Annotated in this window: 32 protein-coding genes and 4 other annotated features; of the genes, 24 read left to right on the top strand and 8 right to left on the bottom strand. The window is 38.1% G+C overall.

Annotation, left to right across the window (positions count from 1 at the left end; genetic code table 11):
• Positions 1-71 precede the first annotated feature (71 nt).
• On the bottom strand, positions 72-1,271 hold the full coding sequence (gene thrS, locus MKY20_RS00610) for a threonine--tRNA ligase (protein WP_340999982.1): 1,200 nt from the start codon (positions 1,269-1,271) through the stop codon (positions 72-74).
• Positions 1,272-1,323: 52 nt separating this feature from the next.
• Positions 1,324-1,556 (bottom strand) — a binding site (T-box leader).
• A gap of 40 nt (positions 1,557-1,596) precedes the next feature.
• Positions 1,597-1,830: a binding site (T-box leader), on the bottom strand.
• 40 nt (positions 1,831-1,870) lie between these two features.
• Positions 1,871-2,105: a binding site (T-box leader), on the bottom strand.
• A 67-nt stretch (positions 2,106-2,172) separates the two neighbouring features.
• The gene (locus MKY20_RS00605) at positions 2,173-4,332 is read right to left on the bottom strand and encodes a YhgE/Pip domain-containing protein (RefSeq protein ID WP_251174133.1); all 2,160 of its coding nucleotides are present in this window, start codon (positions 4,330-4,332) and stop codon (positions 2,173-2,175) included.
• A gap of 220 nt (positions 4,333-4,552) precedes the next feature.
• Between MKY20_RS00605 and MKY20_RS00600 the strand changes: the two genes are divergently transcribed.
• The 5 genes from MKY20_RS00600 (at position 4,553) to MKY20_RS00580 (ending at position 6,788) form a co-directional block, all read left to right on the top strand.
• Positions 4,553-5,014 carry a GNAT family N-acetyltransferase gene (locus MKY20_RS00600; RefSeq protein WP_071157380.1) on the top strand — a complete coding sequence of 154 codons (462 nt, stop codon included), beginning with the start codon at positions 4,553-4,555 and terminating at the stop codon, positions 5,012-5,014.
• A 148-nt stretch (positions 5,015-5,162) separates the two neighbouring features.
• Positions 5,163-5,366, top strand: a complete 204-nt coding sequence (locus MKY20_RS00595) for a hypothetical protein (protein ID WP_019379583.1) — start codon at positions 5,163-5,165, stop codon at positions 5,364-5,366.
• 242 nt (positions 5,367-5,608) lie between these two features.
• Positions 5,609-5,833, top strand: a complete 225-nt coding sequence (locus tag MKY20_RS00590) for a hypothetical protein (RefSeq protein ID WP_071157382.1) — start codon at positions 5,609-5,611, stop codon at positions 5,831-5,833.
• Positions 5,834-5,893: 60 nt separating this feature from the next.
• The gene (locus MKY20_RS00585) at positions 5,894-6,238 is read left to right on the top strand and encodes a short-chain dehydrogenase (RefSeq protein WP_071157384.1); all 345 of its coding nucleotides are present in this window, start codon (positions 5,894-5,896) and stop codon (positions 6,236-6,238) included.
• Positions 6,239-6,389: 151 nt separating this feature from the next.
• Positions 6,390-6,788 carry a cytidine deaminase gene (locus MKY20_RS00580; protein ID WP_019379579.1) on the top strand — a complete coding sequence of 133 codons (399 nt, stop codon included), beginning with the start codon at positions 6,390-6,392 and terminating at the stop codon, positions 6,786-6,788.
• Positions 6,789-7,134: 346 nt separating this feature from the next.
• On the opposite strand, the gene MKY20_RS00575 is transcribed toward MKY20_RS00580, so the two are convergent.
• Positions 7,135-7,830 (bottom strand): ArsR/SmtB family transcription factor, encoded by a 696-nt coding sequence (locus MKY20_RS00575; RefSeq protein ID WP_019379576.1) that lies wholly within the window; start codon positions 7,828-7,830, stop codon positions 7,135-7,137.
• A gap of 93 nt (positions 7,831-7,923) precedes the next feature.
• Here MKY20_RS00575 and MKY20_RS00570 point away from each other — a divergent pair, with 93 nt between their 5' ends.
• The 7 genes from MKY20_RS00570 (at position 7,924) to MKY20_RS00540 (ending at position 13,772) form a co-directional block, all read left to right on the top strand.
• Positions 7,924-8,538 (top strand): flavin reductase family protein, encoded by a 615-nt coding sequence (locus tag MKY20_RS00570; protein ID WP_340999975.1) that lies wholly within the window; start codon positions 7,924-7,926, stop codon positions 8,536-8,538.
• A gap of 187 nt (positions 8,539-8,725) precedes the next feature.
• The gene (locus tag MKY20_RS00565; RefSeq protein WP_071157390.1) at positions 8,726-10,174 is read left to right on the top strand and encodes a sensor histidine kinase; all 1,449 of its coding nucleotides are present in this window, start codon (positions 8,726-8,728) and stop codon (positions 10,172-10,174) included.
• Positions 10,171-10,857, top strand: a complete 687-nt coding sequence (locus MKY20_RS00560; protein WP_009335368.1) for a response regulator transcription factor — start codon at positions 10,171-10,173, stop codon at positions 10,855-10,857. Before MKY20_RS00565 ends, MKY20_RS00560 begins: the two co-directional genes overlap by 4 nt.
• 190 nt (positions 10,858-11,047) lie before the next feature.
• The gene (locus MKY20_RS00555; protein ID WP_340999974.1) at positions 11,048-11,755 is read left to right on the top strand and encodes an ankyrin repeat domain-containing protein; all 708 of its coding nucleotides are present in this window, start codon (positions 11,048-11,050) and stop codon (positions 11,753-11,755) included.
• A gap of 29 nt (positions 11,756-11,784) precedes the next feature.
• Positions 11,785-12,753: a DUF4822 domain-containing protein gene (locus tag MKY20_RS00550; RefSeq protein WP_009335366.1), complete on the top strand. Its 969-nt coding sequence runs from the start codon at positions 11,785-11,787 to the stop codon at positions 12,751-12,753.
• Positions 12,754-12,888: 135 nt separating this feature from the next.
• The gene (locus tag MKY20_RS00545; protein WP_251157269.1) at positions 12,889-13,158 is read left to right on the top strand and encodes a hypothetical protein; all 270 of its coding nucleotides are present in this window, start codon (positions 12,889-12,891) and stop codon (positions 13,156-13,158) included.
• 131 nt (positions 13,159-13,289) lie between these two features.
• Positions 13,290-13,772 carry a DUF523 domain-containing protein gene (locus MKY20_RS00540; RefSeq protein ID WP_251157270.1) on the top strand — a complete coding sequence of 161 codons (483 nt, stop codon included), beginning with the start codon at positions 13,290-13,292 and terminating at the stop codon, positions 13,770-13,772.
• Between the two features lie 87 nt (positions 13,773-13,859).
• Here MKY20_RS00540 and MKY20_RS00535 read toward each other — a convergent pair whose 3' ends face one another.
• A complete protein-coding gene (locus tag MKY20_RS00535) occupies positions 13,860-15,320 on the bottom strand; it encodes a DHA2 family efflux MFS transporter permease subunit (RefSeq protein ID WP_251174131.1) in 1,461 nt (486 codons plus the stop codon).
• Positions 15,321-15,492: 172 nt separating this feature from the next.
• On the opposite strand from MKY20_RS00535, the gene MKY20_RS00530 reads away from it, so the two are divergent.
• A complete protein-coding gene (locus MKY20_RS00530) occupies positions 15,493-16,047 on the top strand; it encodes a TetR/AcrR family transcriptional regulator (protein WP_009335362.1) in 555 nt (184 codons plus the stop codon).
• A 42-nt stretch (positions 16,048-16,089) separates the two neighbouring features.
• On the opposite strand, the gene MKY20_RS00525 is transcribed toward MKY20_RS00530, so the two are convergent.
• Both MKY20_RS00525 and MKY20_RS00520 read right to left on the bottom strand, forming a co-directional pair.
• Positions 16,090-16,557 carry a DUF3291 domain-containing protein gene (locus tag MKY20_RS00525; protein WP_009335361.1) on the bottom strand — a complete coding sequence of 156 codons (468 nt, stop codon included), beginning with the start codon at positions 16,555-16,557 and terminating at the stop codon, positions 16,090-16,092.
• Between the two features lie 145 nt (positions 16,558-16,702).
• Positions 16,703-17,119, bottom strand: coding sequence for a DUF1284 domain-containing protein (locus tag MKY20_RS00520; protein WP_251174130.1), 417 nt, complete (start codon positions 17,117-17,119; stop codon positions 16,703-16,705).
• Positions 17,120-17,324: 205 nt separating this feature from the next.
• Positions 17,325-17,541 (top strand) — a binding site (T-box leader).
• Between the two features lie 61 nt (positions 17,542-17,602).
• Here MKY20_RS00520 and proS point away from each other — a divergent pair.
• Both proS and MKY20_RS00510 read left to right on the top strand, forming a co-directional pair.
• A complete protein-coding gene (proS, locus tag MKY20_RS00515) occupies positions 17,603-19,042 on the top strand; it encodes a proline--tRNA ligase (RefSeq protein WP_071157399.1) in 1,440 nt (479 codons plus the stop codon).
• A gap of 295 nt (positions 19,043-19,337) precedes the next feature.
• Complete coding sequence (locus tag MKY20_RS00510) at positions 19,338-19,895, top strand: cysteine hydrolase family protein (RefSeq protein WP_009335358.1); 558 nt, start codon at positions 19,338-19,340, stop codon at positions 19,893-19,895.
• A 130-nt stretch (positions 19,896-20,025) separates the two neighbouring features.
• Here the strand turns inward: MKY20_RS00510 and MKY20_RS00505 are convergent, their stop codons facing one another.
• Entirely contained in the window at positions 20,026-20,589 is a 564-nt protein-coding gene (locus MKY20_RS00505) for a restriction endonuclease (RefSeq protein ID WP_019379573.1), read from the bottom strand.
• 174 nt (positions 20,590-20,763) lie between these two features.
• Between MKY20_RS00505 and MKY20_RS00500 the strand changes: the two genes are divergently transcribed.
• Together MKY20_RS00500 and MKY20_RS00495 are read left to right on the top strand one after the other, a co-directional pair.
• The gene (locus MKY20_RS00500) at positions 20,764-21,291 is read left to right on the top strand and encodes a DUF6434 domain-containing protein (RefSeq protein WP_251174129.1); all 528 of its coding nucleotides are present in this window, start codon (positions 20,764-20,766) and stop codon (positions 21,289-21,291) included.
• 188 nt (positions 21,292-21,479) lie between these two features.
• Entirely contained in the window at positions 21,480-22,010 is a 531-nt protein-coding gene (locus tag MKY20_RS00495) for a GrpB family protein (RefSeq protein WP_009335355.1), read from the top strand.
• A gap of 48 nt (positions 22,011-22,058) precedes the next feature.
• Here MKY20_RS00495 and MKY20_RS00490 read toward each other — a convergent pair whose 3' ends face one another.
• Entirely contained in the window at positions 22,059-22,268 is a 210-nt protein-coding gene (locus tag MKY20_RS00490; RefSeq protein WP_019379571.1) for a hypothetical protein, read from the bottom strand.
• Positions 22,269-22,419: 151 nt separating this feature from the next.
• Here MKY20_RS00490 and MKY20_RS00485 point away from each other — a divergent pair, with 151 nt between their 5' ends.
• The 7 genes from MKY20_RS00485 to MKY20_RS00455 all read left to right on the top strand — a co-directional run bounded on the left by MKY20_RS00485 (position 22,420) and on the right by MKY20_RS00455 (position 26,074).
• Positions 22,420-22,869, top strand: a complete 450-nt coding sequence (locus tag MKY20_RS00485; RefSeq protein WP_009335354.1) for an NUDIX hydrolase — start codon at positions 22,420-22,422, stop codon at positions 22,867-22,869.
• 226 nt (positions 22,870-23,095) lie between these two features.
• Entirely contained in the window at positions 23,096-23,749 is a 654-nt protein-coding gene (locus MKY20_RS00480) for a lysozyme inhibitor LprI family protein (RefSeq protein WP_251157272.1), read from the top strand.
• A 272-nt stretch (positions 23,750-24,021) separates the two neighbouring features.
• A complete protein-coding gene (locus MKY20_RS00475; RefSeq protein ID WP_251157273.1) occupies positions 24,022-24,342 on the top strand; it encodes a hypothetical protein in 321 nt (106 codons plus the stop codon).
• A 326-nt stretch (positions 24,343-24,668) separates the two neighbouring features.
• A complete protein-coding gene (locus tag MKY20_RS00470; protein ID WP_071157403.1) occupies positions 24,669-24,965 on the top strand; it encodes a DUF5316 family protein in 297 nt (98 codons plus the stop codon).
• 46 nt (positions 24,966-25,011) lie between these two features.
• On the top strand, positions 25,012-25,185 hold the full coding sequence (locus MKY20_RS00465) for a hypothetical protein (protein WP_175502172.1): 174 nt from the start codon (positions 25,012-25,014) through the stop codon (positions 25,183-25,185).
• Between the two features lie 77 nt (positions 25,186-25,262).
• Positions 25,263-25,496: a hypothetical protein gene (locus tag MKY20_RS00460; RefSeq protein WP_009335349.1), complete on the top strand. Its 234-nt coding sequence runs from the start codon at positions 25,263-25,265 to the stop codon at positions 25,494-25,496.
• A 128-nt stretch (positions 25,497-25,624) separates the two neighbouring features.
• Positions 25,625-26,074, top strand: coding sequence for a hypothetical protein (locus tag MKY20_RS00455; protein WP_071157405.1), 450 nt, complete (start codon positions 25,625-25,627; stop codon positions 26,072-26,074).
• Positions 26,075-26,216 lie beyond the last annotated feature (142 nt).

The following is a 26,216-nucleotide window of genomic DNA, read 5'->3' as shown; positions in this document are numbered from 1 at the left end:
ATTCGGAGAGATAGATTATTTGTAAAAGAGGAAAGCCCAAAAGGAATAAATTCCTTCTGAGCTTGAAAGATTTATCTGCCGCCGTTTGTTTCATTAATAAACCGCTCAATTACTTCCTCAATGCTCATCACACCGATATTTCCCTCTTTACGTTTTCTCAGTGACAGGGATTGCTGCTCCATTTCTTTATCACCAATCACCAGCATGTAGGGAACTTTCTGTTTTGCGGCTTCCCTGATCTTGAGTCCCATTTTCTCTGTTCTAAAGTCGGCTTCAGCACGGATGCCTGCTTCTTCCAATTGTGATTTCACATAGTCTGCATATTCAGCATGCGAGTCAGAGATTGGAATGATCTTTGCTTGAACGGGTGACAGCCACAGTGGGAAATCGCCTGCAAAATGTTCAATTAGAATAGCCATGAAACGTTCAACTGAACCAAAAATTGCCCTGTGAATCATAATGGGAAGGTGAAGTTTGTTATCTTCACCAACATATGCACAATTAAACTTTTGCGGCATTTGAAAATCCAGCTGGACAGTACCGCATTGCCAGCTTCTGCCGAGCGAATCCAATATATGAAAGTCAATTTTCGGCCCGTAAAACGCCCCATCACCAGGATTAATCTGATAGTTTACTCCTTTGTTTTTCAAAACAGATTCCAAAGCTCCTTCAGCACGTTCCCACATTTCTTGTGATCCCATGTATTCCTCCGGGCGTGTTGAAAGTTCAACTTTATAGTCAAAACCGAAATGGGAGTAGAACTCATCAATTAGGACAAGTATTTTATCAATCTCGGCCTCAATCTGATCAGCCATCACAAATAAATGGGCGTCATCTTGAGTGAACGACCGGACTCTTAACAGTCCATTCAAAGAACCCGAGAGTTCGTGTCTGTGGACTAATCCCAGCTCCGCATAGCGGATAGGCAATTCCCGGTAGCTTCTCCGTTTGCTATTGAAAACCAATATCGCACCCGGGCAGTTCATGGGCTTTATCGCATAATTTTGCTCATCCACATTTGAGAAATACATATTTTCATGATAATGATTCCAATGGCCGGATTGTTCCCAAAGTTCCTGTTTCATCATAATCGGTGTCTTAATTTCCTGATAGCCTGCCCGCTGGTGTTTTCGTCTCCAATAACTTTCAAGTTCATTTCGCATCACCATTCCATTTGGCAGGAAAAAAGGCATTCCTGGGGCTTCCTCCATGGATGTGAAAAGCTCCAGCTCTTGACCTAACTTTCTATGATTTATTTTTTCTGCTTCCATTTCAATTCCTCCTGATTTTTAGTTATAAAAAAAAGACCACACTCCTCCCAAACATAGGGACGAGTGTGGTCGTGGTGCCACCCTAATTCCATAAAGCAATCGAAAGACTGTTTTATGCTCAAAAAGATAACGGATTCCCCGATTATGGATACTCTGATATAGATCATTTCCCCATAATAGCTCCAAGGCGGTAAATCATTCCCTTTTCTTCAGGGCTTGCAGCCGGTGACCCTGATCTCTGGAAAGAAAATAAAGAATGATTCATGTCCTTATCAACGCTAATTATATAGTTTTAATTAAAATAAAAAGCCGCACTCATCCCAGCAAAAGGGACGAGTGCGGCCGTGGTTCCACCCTAATTCCATAAAGCATGCCGAAAGACTGCTTTATGCTCAAAAAGATAACGGATTCCCCGATTATGGATACTCTGATATAGATCATTTCCCCATAATAGCTCCAAGGCGGTAAATCATTCCCTTTTCTTCAGGGCTTGCAGCCGGTGACCCTGATCTCTGGAAAGAAAATAAAGAATGATTCATGTCCTTATCAACGCTAATTATATAGTTTTAATTAAAATAAAAAGCCGCACTCATCCCAGCAAAAGGGACGAGTGCGGCCGTGGTTCCACCCTAATTCCATAAAGCATGCCGAAAGACTGCTTTATGCTCAAAAAGATAACGGATTCCCCGATTATGGATACTCTGGTATAGATCAATTCCCCATAATAGCTCCAAGGCGGTAAATCATTCCCTTTTCTTCAGGGCTTGCAGCCAAATGGCCCTGATCTCTGGAAAGAAAACAAAGAAAGATTCGTATCCTTATCATAGCTCATATTTATATTTTTACTGATTTTATTACACATTTTGGAAAAGGTCAAGAGGGTTAATAAAACTTTTAAATCCTAATGAAACAACCCCGATTCCTTTGATTTTTTCATTAGCGCTTTTGTTTTTCTGCTTAATGGCTCTTTCAGGAAGGTTCCAATTAATAGTGCAATGAAACCGAATAGCGTCAGGACCAGAAGGTCTCTGTAAACTCTTTCCCAAACAATGCCTCCAACAGCTTCTCTCATTAAATCAATGGCATAAGAGAAGGGCAGGAAGGGGTGGATGGTTTGGAAAAATTCAGGAAGCAAGGCGGTCGGATAGGTTCCGCCAGCACCTGCAATCTGAAGCACCAGCAAGACAATCGCCATGGCTTTTCCTACATCGCCAAATACAGATACTAATGTATAAACAATTAATATAAACACTAAACTGCTTATCAGTCCAAACAGGATAAACCATACTGGTTCAGCTGCATCCACTCCGAGAATTAAGATATTCCCTATTGTCACTACGAGGGTCTGTGCAAATCCAATGCTTAGGAAGGTCAGCAGTTTGCCGAAATAGATTTGTTTTCCCGTAAATTCTTCATGATGATGAACATCTGTAGCCAAAAGGGAAATTAATAGAAGGGCACCTACCCATATCGCAAGTACGGTATAAAAGGGAGTCATTCCTGTTCCGTAATTTTGGATTGGGAATAGGCTGTTTTTATTAAGCTGAACAGGTTCCTCGAAGAAACCCTTCTCTGCTTCGGGATCATTTTGCAGCAGCTCAATGATCTCGTTGATGTCTGTCTCGCCCTTGATGTCCCGAATCCGATCGGCTAATTGATTAATCTTTTCGCTTATATATGGAAACTCTCCGATAATGTGCTTAAGCGTTTTTTCTCCTTCACCTAAGTTCCCCTCTGTATTCGCAAGGATTTTTTCGATCTCAGGCATGGCGGATTGTATTTCAGTCAGGATATTCCGGGCATTACTCAATGTTTCCTTGGCGCTGGCCACTTCCTGTTTGATGGCTGGCCGGATGTTTTCATTATATTCTTTAACGAATGCGTCGATCCTGCCTGCGGTTACAGCTGAATTTTCCTGAAGCCGGGTGATTAAATCATCTGCTTCCTTCTGCTTGTCTGAAAGAAAGGCATTGATCTTTTGTCCGTTTTCCTGGATAGTCTGCAGTTCCTGTTTTAATAAGGCTATTTGTTCCAGAGCCTGATTGATTTGTTCCTGATTTTGGCTTGTGCCTTGTTCCTTATTGGATTCCTGCAGCTGCTTTAGCGCTGTTTCGATAGTCTCGATATTCTGAAGCGAACCTGCTATCTGCTCATTGATTTGATTGCCTATTTCCTTTCCCTGGTTCAGGTTCAAATCAGAGGATTGAACCGAGGAGATAAAATCGTTCACCTTTACCGCCATATTCTGGACCTTCTCCAGATTCTCCTGAATCTGGGGCTCCATTGCATTCAGGCGATTCTCAGCCTCATTTATAAATTTCATCGTTTCATTAATGGTCTGCAGACCGTTTCCTGTTGCGCGTTTGGCATCAGGAACGAGTGCTTGTGCCTTATCAATCATTTTTTGGGCATTTTCTGCATCTGACAGGGAGCTGCTTAATAAGGAATGGATTTCAGGAAGCTTTTCCTCCATTTGAAAAACATACTCTTCGAACCGCTTTATATCCGGAAGGTCTTTTTCAATCTCCAGACCCAATTCATTAAACTTCTCAAAAATAGTGCCGTTAACGGTTGAGATGAAATTGCTTGTAACCGTATCGACTATCCCGCCTGCACCTTTTTCTGTGATTTTAGGTGCAATGGCATTGATTTTTTCATTCACATAATACTCGATTTTCGCTTTTTCGGGCTGGTTTTCAATGACGGTTCCCAGCTTCTGGGAGAAATTATCCGGAATCACAATGACAGCAAAATAGTCGCCGTATTCCACCTTATCCATCGCGTCTTTACGGTTATCAAAGTGCCAGTCCATATCATCGTTCTTCTTTAATTCCTTGACGATGTCATCTCCAATATGTATGTCCTTATCACGAACCACTGCTCCGGCATCTTCATTCACGATTCCTACTGGAAGCTGATCCGTTTGACTATAGGGATCCCAAGAAGCCTCGATGTTAAACCAGGCATATAAAGAAGGCAGTAACGTCAAGCCTCCGATTAATACTGCCGCAACCCAATTAGTAAAAATACTTCTAATATCCATTTTGTAAATTTTCCACATGCTGTTCAGTCCAATCTGCTTGTCTTCCTATAGATTTTGTGAATAATCGGTTAAATATATTCAGAATCTCAGTGCACAACAATTCTACCCCTATAAAAAAAATGTGTAAAACCAAAAAGGCGTGAGTAATTACTTTTGGGTCTAAAGGAGGAGAAGACATTATGGATTGATTTGGTAAACTGTTCTGGATGAGAAGAATAAAAAGCTGGGAGAGGGTAAAATGGATTGGAATATCAGAAAAGCTGCACTTAAGGATGTTGATGCAATTACTGGATTAAGAATAGAGCTCCTAAAGGCGGTAGGAGACGTTATTGAAGGAAACAGAGCAATAGTATTTGATGCAAACAGGAGATATTTTCAAGAAAAGCTGTCTAAGGGCGGTTATTCTGCTTGGGTAGCTGATGTTAGGGGGACAGTTGTTGCCATAAGCGGCTTAGTGTTTTTTGAAAGACCACCGCATGGGGAAAATATAAGCGGATTAGAAGCATATATAATGAATATGTATACTAAACCGGAATATAGAGGATATGGGCTAGGTCGTTCACTTTTAAACGAATGTATTAATAATTGCAGGAGTTTGGGGGTAGGACGTATTTGGCTGCATTCTTCACAGGATGGCTATCATCTTTATAAGAAAATGGGTTTTATTGATAAGGATTCTGAGATGGAGTTACTATTATGAAATCAGCTGCCAGTGCAGGCGGCTTTTTTTATATGCAAAGAAAATTCAGAATCCTCAATTAAAGGTATTTCTTTTTTGTGTTAAAATGGAAATTAAAGGATGTCCGTGTTTTGTGTTAGATTGGAACAACTTTGTGAGGGGATTCAAAGTGAACGCTGAAGAGAAAAGAAGAAAAGTCCAGCGAAAATATCGGGAAAAAATGAGCAGCATAAATGAATCCCAGGAATATAAGGGTGGAATCTTTTTTATTTTCATTTTAATCATTTTCATTTTTTTATTTAATTCTGGCTCGCTGTTCATGGAAAGAGATGTAAGAATTATAGAAGTGAAATATGTTGATGATGGGCTGTAAAGCGGAAGAAAAAGAAATTACTGCTTCTTTTGCCTTTCCTCTAAATAAACCCATGAGTAGTAGCTCATCCAAAAACGAAGGGAACTATTGATACGAGATAAAATTTATAATCTGGAACCACAATAATGGAGGTTATAAATATCAAAAGGGCTGGAATAAACAGAATAAAGTATTTTCTCCAGTGCATATCCATCCCCCCCTTGGTGCTTGTCAAATAGATTTATATGCATAGGAGAATAAATATGATTAACATATATAAACAAGCCATTAACGGCTTTTTGGTAAATGATTTAACAGCATTTGATAGTGAAGAGAATGATCATCAGCTTATTTACCATTTGAAAAAAGGCCCTGTCCAGATACTGGGTGAATTCAGTTCACAGAAATATGAGAGCGGGTGTGCATATGTGATTTATGCTGAAGAAGAGGTTATTTCTGTTGATAAGGAATTGGTAAAAATAAAATAAGCTACATGCGGGAATCCAAGGAATTAGATGGGGCACCCTTTGCTTTAGGAGTTAAACACAGTGCCTGTCCACGAATTTGGCATAATTGAAGATATAAATAATAGTAGAATTGGAAATGCGTATGAACCGGTAAAATATGATTGTATTTCTGTTGATGATGAAATAATTGATACTATATATGAGAGATTACTTATTGTAAAAACCTATTTTCATTCACTTGACCGCCCAGAGTTTGGATTGGCATTTAGCGGCATCACGATCATTCCGCCAGAATCATTATCATTATTCTATGATGTGGTTATTTCATTGAACTTGTATGAAAACTCCCTTGAACTTTATGAACTAGCACAAAAGATTAAAGAGGCATATGAAGGCAGAAAATATATGATTCATTATGGAATATGATATATTGAGCCCCTTCCTCTATTCATGTATGAAAATATCAAGTCTTTATTGACAAACATTTCAAAAAATATATATTAAAAATCCTGCCAATTTTACATTGGCCTAAGGGGACTGTGAAAAGTTCATTCTTCTTTGAAAAGGATGGGTAACTATGAATAAAGAGCAATTGATGGAAAGTGCACGCAGTATGAGGGAAAGAGCTTATGCTCCGTATTCCAAATTTCCGGTTGGAGCCGCTTTATTACTGAAAGACGGCACTGTCATTAATGGAGTGAATGTGGAGAATGTATCGTTTGGTGCGACGAACTGTGCCGAGAGAACAGCTATTTTCACTGCAATTGCGAATGGTTACAAAAAAGGTGATTTCCAGGCTATAGCTGTAGCAGGAGATACGGCAGATTTTCTTCCGCCTTGCAGCATCTGCAGACAAGTTTTAGCCGAATTCTGTTTGCCGGAAATGCCGGTTTATTTAACAAATGAGAAAAAAGAAATATTAGAATTGACATTAAAGGATTTATTGCCGTATGCATTTACGGATTTAGAGATGTAGCATAAATGGAGGGCGAGTTTTGAGAGATATGTCAAAGCTTGCCTTCTTTATTTTTTAGTAAAGTTGTTAGTCTTCATCTGCGATAACCACTCTGTTTCTTCCCTCCTCTTTGCCTTATATAACGCTTGGTCAGATCTGTTCATTGAATCTGAAAAGCTATTGGCTTCAGTGGGAAAGCTGCCCATTTCCCATCCAAATAGTAAAGGGTCTTCCGAATTGTTGCTTACAATTTTCAGTGGCTTGGTTGAAATCATAGTCCGGCTAAAAAAGAACGTTGCTGCTGTAAATTAAGTGTGACAATAGGACTGCTAATGGTTCTCACACCTAGAATGTGTGAGAACCATTCTTATTTTCTATCCAAATCAATAGCAAAGTTTTCCTTGAAGCCCTTCATTCCCTGAGGGGTTATTTTGATGGCACGTGTTTTGGGGATGCGCTGTATCCAATTTCGCTCTAGGAATTTTTCCAGGATGGCATTCCCCAGTGCGCCTGCAAGATGATGGCGTCTTTCGCTCCAGTCGAGACATTTGTGGGAAAAAGAACGACGCTTCTTTTTCAAAGAGGTCAGGTCGATTTGCATAGAGTGAAAGAATGCTATTCCATCTTCCGTAACACTGAATGTGTCATTTTCTTCAGCAATAAATCCTTTTCTTTTTAGTGATTCAGTTATTTGCACTCCTAAATTTCCAGCGAGATGATCATAGCACGTCCTGGCAAAGCGGATCGCTTTATCTTCAGAGGCATGTTTAAAAGATTTAATTTCTGCAGCAGGGGCAATGGATAGAAAGGATTCCATCACTTGGGCAACCTCTTGATTCATGATGCCATAATACCGGTGCCTTCCCTGTTTTTCTGCTGACACCACTTGAGCATCCAGCATTTTTTTGAGATGAAAGCTGGCCGTTTGCGGTTTAATCCGTGCCATATGGGCCAGTTCATTTACAGTGTGATACCGGCCATCCAATAAGGCGGTCAGTATGGCTGCCCGACTTGGTTCACTGACCAGAGAAGCGACTTTTGCTACATTTGAATTCATATTCATATCTTATTCCTCCATGTAATCCATATTTCGATGATAATTGAAATATCTACCCCTTACAATGATATTTGTAAAAAAGTTCAGGAGGAAACTGCAATGAAAAAGGAAGAAAACCAAATAATCACCAAGTCGATTCAGCCTAAAATCTTATACTATGGAACTCCGGTGATATCGTTAACAACACTTAATGAGGATGGGACATCCAACATCAGCCCCTTATCCTCGTCATGGGCATTAGGGGAATGCATTGTCCTTGGAATCGGGGAGGGGGGAAAGGCTTTGGAAAATCTTCGCAATCATCCCGAATGTGTCGTAAACGTTCCTGGCCCTGGCCTTTGGGAGAATGTAGAGGCATTAGCGCCACTGACTGGCAAGTGCCCAGTACCGGAATACAAACGGGTTAATTCATTCCGCTTTGAAAAAGATAAATTCTCTGCAGCCTCCCTTACGAAGAAGGAAGCAGAAATTGTAAAGCCCTTTAGAATCCTGGAATGTCCACTTCAGATCGAGAGCAGGGTGGAGCACATTCGAGTTCCGGAACATGACTCTCACTTTGCCATTGTGGAAGTAACGGCATTAAAGGTCCATGCGCATACATCCATCCTTAAGGATGATCATCATGTGAACCCTCATGAATGGAGTCCCCTCATTTATAATTTCAGGCACTACTATGGACTAGGAGAACATCTGGGGAAAACATTTCGGGCATAATTCTATGGAAATCACTTTTGCTAAGCTGTTTAGAAATATTTCATACATATTTTAGAAAGTTTTAAGATTTATGTGATATAGTTCTTTTAATTTCTTAATCTGGATAATAGGGTTTATAAAATTATCTTGAATGCTAAGAATAAGGTATGATCTAATGAAAATTTTTATAACAGAGTGAGTGAAACAGATGTCCATTAAAATGAGGTTTCTGCTGTCTTATATTGGAGTGATTCTTTTTTCGATCACTTTATTATTGGCAGCAGGTTTTTTAATTATTTTTGCCATAACAGGTGATGTAAGATCTATAGAGCATCTTTACAAAAAAACATATATACAAAAACCTTTGACAACAGTTGAAGAAAGTGTGTTTCTCGATTTAAAGCTTTTTGCTAAAAATAATCCGAAACAGCTCCTAAATGAAAAGGAGCTTAAAAAGATTGAGAAAGAGGATATCGACATTGTTGTTAGAAAAGGCACAAAAGTTGAGTACGCTTCCCATGCTCTTGACAAACAGGCATTGGTTAAATCCCTTCCAGGTTTTGAAGAAACAAATATCAATACTCGAGATACGATTAAACTCAACGACTATTTTTTTACCTATGTAAAGTTTGATTTTTATTTTCCGGATAAAAGTGAAGGAAGTGTTTTCGTATTAAGGAAGGCCAGTTCCTATGCTGAGGTCATTAGAGAATTGTTTCCTATTTTATCAGGACTTTTACTGTTTCTGTTTATTATGATTATTGGTATATTAAATTATTTAGTCTCACGAAGCATTATTAAACCTATCTCAGTTCTTAAAGAAGGTGCTGAAAGAATAAAATCAGGAGATTTAAATTTTGAAATCGGAGCTGTTTCAAATGATGAAATCGGACAATTAAATAGAGCATTTGAGGAAATGAGAATTAAACTAAAAGAATCGATAGACCTCCAGCTTCGGTATGAAGAAAATCGAAAAGAGCTTCTGGCCAATATTTCGCATGATTTGAAGACACCTATCACATCGATTATTGGATATGTTGAGGGGATAAAAGATGGTGTAGCCAATACCCCTCAGAAGATGGAAAAGTATTTGTCGACTGTTCACTTTAAAGCAAAAGACATGGATTCATTAATTGATGAGCTTTTCTTATTTTCCAAGCTGGATTTGAAAAAAGAACCATTCCATTTCGAAACTGTCGAACTGGATAAATATATGAAAGACTATGCAGAAGAACTTTATTTGGATTTACTTCAGCAAGGAATCCATTTGGAGCTTCATCTTTTGAATAAACCAATCTTCGTGAAAGTGGATAGAGAGAAATTGAAACGAGTATTGGCCAACTTAATAAGTAATTGTGTTAAATATATGAATAAAGACAGGAAGAAGATTTCTATTTCTCTTCATGATCGATTAGGCGATGTAATTGTTAAAGTCGAAGACAATGGGCAAGGGATAGAACCTTCTGCCTTGCCAAATATTTTTGAACGTTTTTACCGTGCAGAACAATCAAGAAGTTCCGAGACAGGCGGAAGCGGCTTAGGACTTGCGATCGCGAAACAAATAATTTTGGAGCATAGAGGGGAAATCTGGGCTTCAAGCGAGATGGGTAAAGGTACAAGTGTATTCTTTTCCCTAAAGAAAGGTGAAAAAATATGAAAAAAATATTGCTTATTGAAGATGACATTAGTATTGCAGAATTGCAAAGAGATTATTTAGAAATAAATAAGTTTCGTGTCGATATTCAACATTCTGGTGAGGAAGGACTCCAAAAGGCTCTTCAAGAACACTATGATTTAATTATTTTGGACATCATGCTTCCAGGAGTAAATGGGTTTGAAATATGTAAACAAATACGCGCAGTTAAAAACATTCCTATCTTGTTTGTGTCAGCCAAAAAGGAAGATATCGATAAAATTCGGGGTCTCGGCTTAGGGGCAGACGATTATATTACCAAGCCTTTTAGTCCGAGTGAACTGGTAGCCAGAGTGAAAGCACATTTAGAGCGATATGAACGTTTAGCAGGAAAACAGACTCAAACAAATACAATTTTCGTACATGGGATCACAATTGATAAGTCAGCACGTAAAGTTTATATTGACGGAGAAGAAACTCCGTTTACAACAAAGGAATTTGATTTATTAGTATTTCTTCTAATGCATCCAAATCAAGTATTGAGCAAAGAACAGCTTTATGAAAAGATTTGGGGGCTGGAGTCAGCTGCAGATGTTTCAACAGTCACCGTTCATATTAGAAAAATACGAGGGAAAATTGAAGGAGACCCTGCACAGCCGAAATTCCTGGAAACCGTTTGGGGAGCCGGTTATCGATTCAATGTTTAAATTAATCTGTGTTTAATTTGATCCGTCACAAAGGTGACGGCTATTTTTTTTATATATGAAGAAATTTTAAGATTAAGTTTAACTTTCTTTAAGAATTTTTTTAGAGGGAGTTCACATTTTGATACTAACATAATAGAAGCAGTAACTAGTCTGAGTCATTTTATTTAAAGAAGATAGGCAGGTGAAGTAGATGAGGAGGTGGCTAACAATAGTGATTGGAGGCGTTATTCTCCTTCAAGGCTGTGTCTCAGATAATAATGCAGATACAAAAACACAGGAAAAAGAGGTACGGGAAGATATGGATATGAGTGAACCATTGCTTCAAGCTGCAGAGCGCAGGGAAACAGAAACAATAAAGAGATTGATTGAGGAAGGTGCTGATCTAAATAAAAAGGACTCAGACGGACGAACTGCTACTATGATTGCAACTTACAATAATGATGTCGAAACCGCCAAAATCCTGATTAAAGCGGGGGCTGACGTCAATATTCAGGATAACATGAAAAACAACCCTTTCTTATATGCAGGCGCAGAAGGATACGTTGAAATTCTTAAGCTTACGATCGAAGCAGGTGCGGATCCGGTGATAATTAACCGGTATGGTGGAACTGCATTGATCCCTGCTGCAGAACATGGCCATATAGATGCCATCAAGGAACTTCTCAACAAGACTGATATTGATGTAAGTCATGTAAATGATCTCGGCTGGACAGCTTTATTAGAAGCAATTATTTTGAATAATGGAAATGTAAAACAGCAGCAAACTGTGCAATTACTAATCGATCACGGGGCGGATGTGAATACTCCGGATAGAAAGAATGTTACTCCTCTGCAGCATGCACGTGAGAAAGGGTTTAAAGAGATTGAACAGATTTTGTTAAGAGCAGGAGCAAAATAGGCAAAAATGAGAATGAGGAGACGATATAAATGAACAAAAAAGCAAAAGCAATAACATCCATACTTCTTGGATTTACATTAGTAGCAACGGGGTGCAGCGCTGGTGCAAATGCCCAGGAAAATCATAGTAAGCAGAAGCAAGAACAAGTGGTTAAAGAGACTAAAAAGGATCATAAATTAACCAAAGGACAGGAAATGGCTAACATTCTCAGCGGCACAAATTGGCAAGGTACAAGAGTGTATGACAAAAATAAGAACGACTTAACAAAAGAGAATGCAAACTTCATAGGTCTTGCGAAATATGATGTGAAATCAGGAAGATATGAATTTTTCGATGCGGAGACAGGCGAAAGCCGTGGCGACAAGGGAACCTTCTTTATTACCAATGATGGGAAGAAAAGAATATTAATTTCAGAATCAATGAATTATCAAGCTGTTGTCGAAATGACAAAACTAAATAAAGATATTTTTACTTATAAAAGAATAGGGAAAGATGCTAAAGGCAACGACGTAGAGGTATTTGTTGAACATATTCCCTATAAAGAAAATGAGCTTTCTTTTACTGATCCCAACAAGCAGCTGGACGCTGTTACGGGGGATATCGTTAAAGATATAGATGGAGATAAAATTTTAGGCAGTACCCTCTGGAACGGAACAAAGGTATTAGATGAAGACGGCAATGATGTAACAAAGTATAATACGATGTTTATAAGTCTGGCAAAGTTTGATGACAAAACGAATCAATACGAATTTTTCAATCTTGAAACAGGGAAAAGCCGCGGTGATTTTGGCTACTTCGATATTGTGAACGAAAATAAAATAAGAGCCCATGTTTCAATTGGGGCTAATAAGTATGGTGCAGCGCTTGAACTTACCGAACTTAATAAGAATAAATTTACTTATAAAAGAACGGGTAAAGACAAAGATGGCAAAGATATAACTGTGTTTGTTGAACATGAACCTTATAAGGGTGATTTTAAACCGAAATTCACTAAATAAAAACATTAAATAAGAGCAGCATCTTTTCATGAAGGAATGGATTTTTTCCGTTCCTTTTTTGTTTTCTTTAACTTAAACTTTTCTTATTGGAAATGAATAGTATGTTTAAGAACAAATAAAAAGCATAACAAGGCAATGAAAGAAGGAAATACTAAAGAAGAAACGAATGAAATTAAAGAAAGAATGGATTTTATGGGGGAGTCTATGTCAAAGTATATTAGTATTTTTTTCTTATTTGCAATCGTAAGTGTCTTACTCTTTTTTATGTTTGGATCCGTATTTATGGGTGGAGGCAATCCGGCAGAAGAAGCGGTTTATATATTTGGAACCATAATTGTATTACTGCTATCATTTATAATTTCACAGCTTTACTATTTAATAGATTTGTTTAGGAAGAACCGGTAATTCCCTGCCTTTATGGCAATTCGATGTGTATAGTTACTAACAATAATTGCAGTAAAGTCCGGTTAGACAATTAAGGACTCTTTTTTATTTTCGCTTAGTGGAAGAATAACTATTAGATTGAGGTGTCACTAATGATATTAGTCAGTTCTTGTTTAGCAGGGTTGGAAGTAAGATATAACGGCACTCATTGCTTAAATCAAAAAATCCGTCAAATGCTGGAGCAGAAGAAGGCAATTACTGTTTGTCCTGAGTTGCTTGGAGGTTTTTCAACACCAAGAGAACCTGCTGAGATAATAGACGGTGACGGAGCAGATGTTCTTGATGGCAAAGCTAAGGTAATTGAAAAATCAGGCAGAGATGTTACCGATTTGTACATAGAAGGAGCCTATATCACGTTAAAAAAGGCCCAAGAGCTGCAAGTTACTGCAGTCGTGCTAAAAGAATATAGTCCCTCCTGTGGAAGTTCAATGATTTATAACGGCGAGTTTAAGGGCAACAAAATTCCTGGAGATGGAGTCACGTCGGCCTTGCTTAAAAGGAATGGCATTAACGTAGTATCAGAAGAGGGGCTGGCAGATTTACTTTTGGAAGAAGGGTCCAATTATACAGACTAAAAATCAAGAGACTGCGCTTAAGCACCCATTTTTTATAATCGAGAAATAGCAAAGCATACCCAAGAAATCTTAGGTATGCTCGTGTTATTAACTCTGGCTTTGTTGAGCCAATCCTTTATCATGGGTGTTTTTTGGCGATTTTTTAGGCACAAAGAAAACTAAAATCAGTGTTGCAAGGGATAGGACTAACATAAAGACATAGGCAGAACTTGAACCAAAGATCGAAGCTAAGCTCTCCAGTTTGCCTGCTGTCATGTTTTCTTTGGACAACTCCGAAGCATATGATGTTGCCTGGATCGTATATAAAGTGATGACAACTGAAGTTCCAATCGCACCTGACAATTGGCGAATGGTGTTGTTAACGGCTGAACCGTGAGATCCCAGCTCTCTTGGCAGAGCATTCAATCCTGCTGTATTTAAAGGCATAGTAATAAAGCTTAGTCCTATTCTCAAAATAATGGTGCGGACCATTAAATACATATAAGTAGTCGATTCGTTCAAATCGATTACTCCCCACATGGAAATATTTACAAATACTAATCCTGTAATAAAGAGTGGTTTTGCACCGTATTTATCATACATTCTTCCAGTAACTGGAGATAAGAACGCGTTGATGATAGCTCCGGGCAATAAAAGCAATCCTGCTTCGAAAGCCGTGAACTCGCGCCCGTCCTGCAGGTAAATAGGCAGAAGGATTAAATCCGCATACATAATCATCGTAATTAGGACATTGATAAGCGATGTGAGAGTGAAGATTTTGTACTTAAATACAGATAAATTCAGTAAAGGCTCCTTTGATTTCATCTGCCGCAAGCAGAATAGAGCTGTAAAGAATATTCCTGCAATGATCGTTGTAAGGACTATAGGATTTTGCCATCCTTTGCTTCCCGCGGCACTAAATCCGAATAAAATGCATCCAAAGCCAATCGTGGACAAAATAACACTTGGGAGATCCAATCTCGCTTTTGATGTTTCCGATACATTCATCAAATATTTGAAAGCCAGAACGATGACGATGATTAAAAAGGGAATTAACCCAATAAACAGCCATCTCCATGAAACAAATTCAATAATAAAACCGGATAGGGTAGGAGCAATGGCCGGTGCAAAGATTACTGCAAAGCCAATTTTCCCCATTACACTTCCGCGATGCTCGGCGGGGTATAAATATAGAATGACGGTCATCATCAGGGGCATGATAATTCCGGCGCCGATTGCCTGAATCATCCTCCCTGCCAGCAGCATGCCAAAGTTCAGTGCACAGGCGCTAATGACAGATCCGATGAGTAAAAAGAACATTGAACTAATGAACAGCTGCCTTGTTGTAAACCGCTGCATCAGAAATGCTGTGATGGGGACTAATACCCCATTTACAAGCATAAATCCGGTTGATAACCATTGGACCGTTGCTGCTTTTACGTTGAATTCCTCCATGAAACTGCTCAATGCCACATTTAATAAAGTCTGATTCAAGGTGGATAAGAAACAGCCGGCAATCAGAACGATTAATAATATTTTTTTATTGCTTTCTGTTATTTCATTGCTCATTCATAAACTCCTTCGTTCTGAACTTGTATTCTCAACATGTTGTCGATAAAATTCATAGTAACAAAACCATCTATTCTTGACCATGAACAGTTTTCTTGTGTGTGTTCACTAATCGACAGCATGAATAGGGGCTGTTGAGAAAGTCCATGAAAATCTATAAAGGAGGGTTAGAATGTCTGCGCCGAAAAAGGAAGATCCCCGTACAATCCGTTCAAAGGAAATGTTCAAAACAGCAGCTTTTTCCCTGCTATCAGAGGAATCCGATATTTCAAAACTGACCGTTCAGAAAGTTGCGGCCGAAGCAGGATTAAACCGGACAACATTTTACTTGCACTATCAGGATATTCAAGATTTTCTAACGCAAATTACCGGAGAAATTTTAAGCGGGCTATCTGATAAAATTGCAGCATTGATACAATCGGAAGATCTATCAGAAAAGCAGCAGCTGACCCAATTGCTTGATTATTTATATATCCACAGAAAGTATTTGCTGATCTTATTCAAGATGAATCAATTCGAGGAAAAACTATTCGTATTATTAAAACAGTTAGTAGAAATAAGAAGAAAGAATACACAGAAGGAATTGCCCGGCGAATATGTTTCTATAGATATTAAAACAGCCTCATTGGTAGGCATCATCATGTGGTGGCTAAAGAAGGGACTTCATTTTAGTTCCGATTATATGGCTAATGAAATTCATTTAATGTATAAGGTGAGGCCGCAGTAAAGTGCTGATAGGAAAAACGCTGTGCAGGAGAATTAACCCCAGCTATTTAAGCAGGATCGGTTTCCCAAATTGATCAAATGCATGTCTAAAGTCAAATGCAAAAGAATCAGGTCCATGCTGGATATAAAAATCATATCTATTGAAAGCTTCCTTCCAGGATACATCCGATAACATATCCGTCCACCACACCACATAATTTGGCTGTCTCTCTGGAAGAGGCCCAAACCACTTATTCCTGTCCTGCAATGCCTGCCTATGCAGGCCAGAATAGGTAAACTGATATAAAGATTGAAGGTTTGTCCATACTGTTAAGGTGAGAATGGGGGTACCCTCTCCTTTAATCGTTTCTTCAGGGAACTTAGCTCTAGTTGGTGAGAATTCTTTTATGAGGTGCCCTGTTTTAGCAGCCTCTCGCATGACTTCAATTCCCGCTTCAAAAAACTCCCGGGAGGCAGGATGTTCTTCTGAGTGCTTCAGCCGTCCAACCGTCAAAATAGCCACAAATGCCATGTTAATCCCTCCATTACCTTTTTTTTACATATATTCTGAAAGGACTCGATTAATTCCTGTATAAACAGGATAATAATTTAATGGTTGTTGCAGATTTAAAACAGTTCTCAAGCAAGTTTAAGAATGGGTATTTAACAGGGGAGGGTCACTTTACTTCCCTTAAGCCCTTCCCTTCAAGAATATCTTGAATACCTTCTTCACAAACGCCGTATGAACGCCAGGAACACGTTTCGCAAACAGTTTGAATATCTGAGGGAAGGGCATATTTTTGAATGTTCGACTCAATGTCCTTCCAATACAGGATTTGCCCGATCTTAAGTCCAAGTTTTTCTAAAATAACGGCATCTCTTTCATAAATATCGTTGTGTTCACAGTGGTATTCACCTGAGTTGGGATACTTTTTACACAGTTGATCTGGCCCTTTTACAAGCTGTATCCATGTCCTGGGGTTGTCTCTCAAGGCTTGGTGCAAACGTGTCATATTTTCCACGTATTCCTGAGAGTAGCCCATTCCCCGATATCCCAGAAGGCAAAAAAGATGATGGCCTCGCAGCTTATACATAAAATCCCCCCAATTGAAATGGTTCGTTTACGTTTGAATGTTAACTTAAAAAATGTATAGTTAACATACTTGTTTATCATAACATTTAAAATTGATCAGCTGAGGGTCTTTTTTAAAGTCTTTTGGGGCAGGCTGTTTAAAATGGAAAATAAACTACTGTAAATATTGAATTGCCTGTGACAAGTTGATATATTAACTTATATATATGAAATCAATGATGTGATCAAGTAAATAAGGATTGTGAAACAGAAAATATAGCCTGGGCTGAAAGCTATATCACCCCTCCTTATTGAACCCTGCCACGGAGATTGTTAGTAAAGCTAACCGGGTCGTTTCGTTACAAACGTTTAGAGGACTTTAGATTTTAAATTAAAGTCGAACTAAGGTGGTACCACGTCTATTAGCGTAAAGACGTCCTTTTGAAGGACTCTTTATGCTTTTTTATTTTTTAAACAAATTTCATTTTCCAAGGAGGAAAAGAAGATGTCTCAACAAAAGCCAAACAACTTTTCAAAATGGTATCTTGATACGATTCAAAAAGCCGATTTATTTGATTACACCCCAGTTCGCGGCTGTATTGCCTTTAAGCCGGATGGCTATGAAATATGGGAACATATTCAGGAAGAGATGGATAAGCGTTTTAAAGAAACCGGTCATCGCAATGCATATTTCCCCATGTTAATTCCAGAATCCTTCTTTCAGAAGGAAAAGGATCATATTGAAGGATTCTCGCCAGAGCTTCCATGGATAACAGAAGCGGCAGGTGAGAAACTGGAGGAACGTCTGGCACTGCGCCCAACTTCTGAAACAATGATTGGACATTTGTATTCAGATTGGATTAAGAGTTATCGGGATCTGCCTGTATTAATAAATCAATGGGCAAATGTATTCCGGTGGGAGAAGAAGACTCTTCCATTTATCCGCACTTCTGAATTTTTATGGCAGGAAGGCCATACGGCTCATGTGGATGAAGAAGATGCGCGTAAGGAAACAATGCAAATGCTTTCCATTTATAAAGAGGTTGTAGAAGGATTACTTGCGATTCCAGTTTATGATGGCCAAAAAACACCATCAGAACGCTTTGCCGGTGCGGTTGATACTTTTTCCATTGAAGCGATGATGAAAGATGGAAAAGCGGTGCAGGCAGGTACCTCCCATTACTTAGGTACAAAATTTGCCGAAGCTTTCGATATCAAATATTTGAATAAAGAAAATAAACACACCTTTGTCCATACAACATCCTGGGGTACGTCTACAAGGTTAATTGGCTCCGTCATCATGGTTCATGGAGATGAGCAAGGCCTTGTGCTGCCTCCAAAAATAGCACCGACTCAAGTTGTACTGATTCCAGTCGGGCCATGGAAAAAGAACCCGGCCATTATGGAGAAGTTAGATGAAATCTTTGCAGCATTAAAGGCAGAAGGAATCCGCGTCCGCCTAGATGATTCTGATCAATCACCAGGCTATAAATTTAATGAGTGGGAACTGAAAGGTGTACCTGTCCGCATAGAACTCGGTCCACGTGATTTAGACCAAAATCAATGTTTAATGAAGGCCCGTGATCTTGGAGACAAAGTTGCGGTACCGCTTGAAGCCATTATTGACAGCATTAAAAAAGAGCTTGAAACCATGCAGAATCGTCTATTCGAAAATGCAAAAGCGTTCCGCTCGGAGAATTCACACACACATATTGATACAATGGACCAGTTAGAACAGCACATAGCAGAATCCGAATTAAATGAAACCATTCCTGGCTGGATATTGGCTGGCTGGTGCGGAGAAGACGCCTGTGAAGAAAGTGTCAAAGAAAAAACAAAATTCACAACAAGGAACATTCCGTTCAATCCGCCGGCAACTAAGGACACATGCATCCATTGTGGTAAAGAAGCGAAGCATACGGTTTGGTTTGCGCGAGCTTATTAAGCTTGAATGTGAAATATTACGTGATCTTTCAGGGTCAATTATTTAGGTCCGCCTCACTCAGGCGGACTTTTTTCTTAAAGATGATTGAATGAACGTCCAGGTTTCACAGTAAAGCATTCGAATAAGGAACTTAAACATATTTTATTGAACTGATTAATATGTTAAAATCAAAAATGTCTAAAAATTTAGATAACATTTTCGGACAATGTTATTATGACAATCAATATATTGGCATGAAAATACTATGGGGAACAGATCTCAAATAACTTTATAGGTATTGAAAGGGGAAAATCATTTGAATCAAACATTATTAATTATTGATGCCCAACAGGAGTTAATTGATGGGAATATAAAAGAAAGTAAAGTTTTTAATAAAGAGCGGCTTATTGGGAATATCAATTTAGTGATCGAAAAGGCAAAGCAATCCAGTATTCCAGTTGTCTTTGTTAGGGATTTAGATGTTGCTGAAGGGAAAGGCAAAGGATTTCAGGTTCACGAAGAAATTAATGTGCCTGCGGAAACGAAGTTCTTTGATAAAGCTGCGACGAATTCCTTCCATGGAACAGGACTGCTGGATCACCTTAAATCTCAAAAGGTCAAGCATGTTGTTATAATGGGGTGTAAAACCCAGCACTGTATAGACAGTGCAGTTAGAACCGCAACTATTAGTGGATTGGATGTAACATTAGTAGGTGATGGACATTCAACAACGGACAGCGATGCTTTAAGTGCAGAACAAATTATCAAGCATCATAATGATACTCTTCACGGCCATTACAATGTGGAACATTTTTCAGTTGTCAGAAATGCAGCGGAAGACTTGTTTCATCCGATACATGATTCATATAGGTGAATTGAATTTATAGTATAGAGATATTCCTTATTAACAATAGATTCCCAATTTCTTACTGTGAAATTGGGATATTTAATTTGTGAAAGATAGGCATTCATGAAAGTAGAGGTATACAGGAATTTCCTGAACATCAAGAATGCTGCCCCCGTATTTTTTCCCCTTTTTTCGCTTTTAGAATCCATTTTATAAACTGTTGCCTGTCATATAAACGCATATTGTTTGCTTCGGCAAATTCAATTGCTTGACGGGTGAAACGCTCATTTGTGATGACCCAGCATTCAGCAGCATCAAAAATATCCATTTGCCTTAAAGTTTTTTGGACTAGGCGTATTCCGACTTCTCTTTTATGGCTTTTGACTTTAACAATCACTTGATACCCCGATGGAGAGGCAAGTAAAAAACTTATATCCGGATTCTCATCAATCGGTTTTGTAACTATATAACCAAGTTTGGATAATAGAGAGATGGAGAAATCCTCTAATTGCTCATCTGAAAGTTTGCTGATCAGCCAGATTTCGGAATCCGCCTGACTTTTCTGATCACGGCGAAACCAAAACAATCCGTAAACGAGATAGAAAATCACCTCTCCCAAAAAAGTCAGAAATGCATTTTCCCAATTGTTCGTATTCATAAAGACAATAATCGGCACCAGGATGATCATAAACCAAAGTATTAGATGATGACGTTCATTCAACCTGTAACACATCCTTCATTCTAAAAGTCTTCTAATCTTGTTATATCACAAATCATTTGGGCGGCAAGAATAGGAATATCTAAAAAGATTGGAATAGCCAAAATATATTGGTAAAATTTACATTTACGAACATGTGTTTTATAATATTATTATCTTAAAATGGAGGTAGAATACTTGAGGCCGGAACTAAGAAAGGATTTGGAAGTAAAAGATTTCCTCAGCTATTATTGGTTAAAAGAAGAGCTGCGAGTTTTTTGCAGAGAGAATGGAATGAGTGCTGCTGGCTCTAAAATGGAGATTACGGATAGAATAGCAGCATTTCTTCAGACAGGAGAAATAAACAAGCCAGCAAAGAAAAAAAAGTCCCCTTCTAAAGATGTTTTGTCAGAATTAAATTTAGATACTGTCATCACAGAAAATCACCGCTGCAGCCAGACTGTAAGAGCCTTCTTCAAATCAATTATCCCTAAATTTCATTTTTCGACTTATATTCAAAATTATTTTAAAGAAAATGCAGGCAAAACATATCGTGATGTGGTTCATGCTTGGTATGAAGAGGAAGAAAGAAAAAAGAATCCGTCTTATAAAAAACAAATAGGGTCTCAATTCGAATATAATCAGTTCACCAGAGATTATTTTGCAGACCCAAAAAACAAAGGCAGTAATCGAGAAGAGGCCATTAAAGCCTGGAATGTTTTATAAAAACTGCCAGGAAGCAACAAATACAGAGGCTGATTTACATATGAAAGCAGGTTTGAAGTTAATCAATTAATTAGAGTAGATGCAGAATGGAATTTAATGGGCAGGAATGGGTGTGGTTGAAAGGGTTTGGAGCAACAACTAATTGTGGATGAATTACCCAATGTAAGTTTTATAATGGAGGTCTCCAAATGAAGATTCGGCTTACGGAATTTAGCGATAATTGGGCTTTAATGTATGAAGTAGAGGCACAGTTTCTCAAAACCATCTTTAAAGATGACATCATAAAATGTGAACATTTTGGCAGTACTGCGGTCCAGGGGATGAAGGCAAAGCCTGTAATCGATATGATATTTATTGTGAAGGACATCGAAAAGATAGACAGTTTTAATGAAGAAATGAAAAACCTAGGATATGAGGCTGCTGGCGAATGGGGAATTACAGGAAGACGATTATTTCGAAAAGGCGGGGAAAACCGATCTCATCATTTGCATTTCTATCAATTTGATAACCCCCAAATAGAACGGCACCTAATATTTAGAGATTATCTGCGGTCCCATCCTGCTGAAGCAGCAAGGTACACTAAATTCAAGGAAGAATTAGCAAAAAGGTTTGATGACACAAGTGAGTATAGCCAAGCAAAAAAGGCATTTGTGAAGGAAATGGAGAAAAAAGCACTTGTTTGGTCTGGGGAAGCAAGGAAATTAAATGCAGAGGAATAGCAATATGCTCTCATTCCTTCACAATTATGGCATTAGGTTAAAAGGATTTTAATTACAGCCAATGTGCTTAACAAACTTTTGGTATGCTTTTGCAGTAATCATTGAAATTAAATAAATGCTTATGAATGAAGCAACAGATACGAAGAGTAAATAAATTACTGTATAAGGTTTAGGAATATCCACATTGAAAAAGGCAAATATAGTTATTAACAATGAAATTCCTATTGCTTTTGTGGTGTGTTTATTTTGAGTGTTCATAAAATCCTCCTTTCGATTAATCTTAATAACTGTCTGTTAGTTAAATAACATATATCTACATATTAACATAAAATCCCATTAATATCTTTCAAAAGGATTTATCTTCCAAATATCGAATTATATAGGGAAATCTTATATTTAGGAGATTACTATGGGGTATGTCATGGAGTTAAGAAAAATAGTTGGAAGCCGTCCTCTTGTTATTACTGGAGCGAGTGTAATCGTTTTGGATAAGAATAATAGGCTGTTATTACAATTAAGGAAGGATAATAACTGCTGGGGATTGGCGGGAGGTTCTCTGGAGCCCGGAGAGACATTGGAAGAGGTGGCTAAGAGAGAGCTGCTTGAAGAAACTGGGTTAACAGCAAATGATCTGCGGTTGTTTAATATCTATTCAGGAGATGAATTTTACTATAAATATCCTCACGGTGATGAAGTATATAATGTCATTGCCTCCTATATCTGCACCGACTATGATGGAGAACTTACAATCGATAACGAAGAGGTTAATGATTTACGCTTTTATCATGTTCATGATATTCCCTCAAATATAAGCCCTCCAGATCGTAAAGTGATTGAGGATTATATTAATTCTATTTAAGAAGGAGTTCCCAACCGGAGCTCTTTTTTCTTCGCTGAAAAACAGAAAATAATGGAATTGGGATAATTTTCTATGAAGAAAATGATAAGATTAATTTAGAAGGAGGGAGGGCAGAAATAATCATTTTCGAAGACATAGATCATCTAATTATGCTCGATACTGAAGGATTTGTTCAAAAATTTAATAGTATAAATTTCGTTACTAAATATAAAAAGGAAGTTGGAATATGGAAAAAAACAAGAAGTTTTTGACGGTACTGATAACAGTAGCATTATCAGGTGTACTGGCTGCTTGTGGAGACTCATCTGAAGAATCGAGCAGCCAGCCAGCTAATAACAGCTCGGCTCAAAATGAAGATGGCGGCTCAACTGATAGGGATTCTGCAGATTCAGAGGAAAATGAGGAAGAAAACTCTTCTGGCAGCAGTGACAACACACAGCTCAATGAACAAGAAAATACAGACAATTCATCTGCAGCCTCAAATGATGGAGAGTCAGTGGAGTCCAGTAATCAAAATGAAAATCATGAAAGTAATAAGGATGAATATCTAAAGAAACTAAACAAAATGGAAGAAGCGGACAGATATGAAGAAGCCAAGACAACCACCGCAGAATTGGTGGAGCAAGAGGCGGAAAGATATAGAAATTGGGATGAGGAATTAAACAAAATTTATGGTCTGCTAGAAGATCAGCTTGATAAAGGGCAGATGGACCAGTTAAGAGAAGAACAGCGGATCTGGATCCAACAAAGAGATGAAGCTGCGAAAAAGTCTTCTCTGAAATACAAAGGCGGTTCGATGGAGCCATTGGAATATGTGGCTACACAAGCAAGTCTTACAAGAGAAAGGTGTTATTTGTTGGTTGCAAAGTATATGAAGTAATTTTTGGCACTAACGAGCAGGTTGCCTCCATCTCCTTTGTACTTATTTTAAACGAGTGAAAGAGTTGCAAATCCAGTAGGGATAGCAGCTCCTTTTTTTTCTTCGGCCAGACGGGGCAGATTTGTATTTGGTCATTAAATAATAAATATGTTTAATAGATAATTACACAAGCAAAGGTAATAAATTTGAATAAAGATATAGTAATCTATCAAGAAAGGAGTGGATTATGTTGAGTTCATCTTGGCATTCTGAAGGAAGAACAATTTATCATAGTGGTTATAGCTATAATCAGAATGACTACTATCATCATGATGGATATATGCAGGACCAGTACGATCATCATGGTTACTATTATGATCGATGTAGACAGGATAAGTGCAAACCCCATGATTGCCATTATGATTGCAGAAATAAACAGAACAGATGCAATCATCATGCTTGCCATCATGATTGTGGATGCAGATATGACAAGTGTAAACATCATACTTGCCATCATGATTGCTGCTGCAAAAAGAAAGAATGTTTCGAGAAGCACTGCAAAACCATTTGCCAGCATAAGCATAATGAACACTGCAAAAATGGCTACCGAATAGTTTGGCGTAAAGAAGAAAAATGCTGTAACGATGGACGCAAAATTGTTTGGCATAAGGAGAAAATACCATGCAAAGATGACTGTCGCGTAGTATGCTGGAATAAGCCAATAAAATGTTAAACAAACATCGTCTAGGTGTGTGTGTTGACATAAACTTGATCAATTGTGGTCAAGTTTTTTTTCAGAGGGAGCCGAATCTGGCATGTTACATAGGTTTTATCATTTCGCAACTGTCTATATTGTCCTCGGCAAAAAAGACTGAATAAAATTAAAATTGAAACAATCCAAGGCTTCAACCGTATATAGTTAGGAAAAAGGAGGTTTGGTTTGAAGTATCTAATTATCGGAATGGTTTTGTCAATAACTGGTGTTTTACTATCATTTGGTTTTGGGGAATTAAGTAAGGCTTACTTAGTGACAGGAGCAATTGGCTTATTTTTTTTGGCCATGTCTGTTCTTATGTCAGGTTCAATACCTGGCCCCCACCGAATAAGGGCAGGCCTAGAAGCACCTGATTCTCCAGACGAAAGACAGAAACGAAAAAGAACAAGCATCGGCTCCGTTTTAATTGGTCTGCCAAATATTATGACTGCGCTGCTTCTTTATCTTTTCTTAGCTAAATAAGTGTATATCAATAAAGGCGGCCTTTCTAACAAGGGGGATTGATTCCATGTGGTGGTTAGTGATTTTTATTGTTGGAATTATACTATTTGCTTTATTTATTGATTGGAAACGCAAGAAAAACAATAATAATCCTCATATCCCATTCAATCCTAATGCAAAACCAGGAGAGAGCTCAAATTATTTGATGGGAGAAAATAAAGACTCAGGAGGATTTCAATAATTTTATGAACTCGTGATTCCTTGCTTCCAGGTAACTGTAATTGAAAAAGTAAGTCATGGAAAATTAGGAGGGATTTTATGGAGAAAATAATAGTGAAAACAGGGATATATTCATTTATTGTCTCCTTTTTCTTATTAGTGGCCTTTATGAAGCGGATAGAAAGCACAACTGATGTTGATGGTATGACTTCAAGTGTTATAACACCTTTTCCTGAGTTCTTTTTTACTATTTTCCGATATTCTGTAATCACTTCAATCATTGCAGTTCTCATTGCAATTGCTTATTTGGCTTCAATGAAGAAAAATGAGTAGCAAACGAAAGCTGCCAATCCAGGTGGCTTTTTCTTTTTGAATAAACAGGGCAGTGAGCTAAAGAAGGAATTGAAAATAATATGACGAACCTTTCTTATATTTATGAATTTGTCTAAGAGGAGGCAAATATGGAGTGGGTTGAAATAAAAGGAAATGATGATATCAAAGGACTTCTAGAGTTATTTGGTTATTTCCACGATAGCTGCTTGAAAGAGCTGATGATGTGGACTGACAGTTATGTAGATCATAACCGGTCAATGAGTGTTGGACTAGGGCTTGATACCAAAATGCAAATGCTTTTTCATAGACAATTTAATAATCCGTCGGCAATAGAAATATTGTTTGAACAAGTAACACATTTTCAACTTAAACCAAGTCCGGAAAATTATGATTCAATCATCTATGATGCCACCCTAATACTGAAAGACGGTACCTTATATTGGGCAGACACTTCTGATTGGACACCTAATGACTATAATGGAGAAGTTACTTGGATTTCAGCTAAAAAGGTTAAATGGCGGGATGCAAGTGATTGGATGGGTAAGGTGAGAAGATACAAATCAGTCATTAAAGAATAGTCCTCCATGTTATTCGGCCTTGTTAATCAAAAAGGTTTTATCATATGGAAATTTGGAGGAAGAATGAAAGGAAGTTATTAGATGAGGACGGGAAAAATACGGGCAATTGTTATTATAGACAGGAACGAAACCGGCACTTATC

This window comes from Cytobacillus sp. FSL W8-0315 (assembly GCF_038002905.1).
Classification (GTDB): Bacteria; Bacillota; Bacilli; order Bacillales; family Cytobacillaceae; genus Cytobacillus; species Cytobacillus pseudoceanisediminis.
This window is presented reverse-complemented; position numbering and strand designations above follow the sequence as displayed.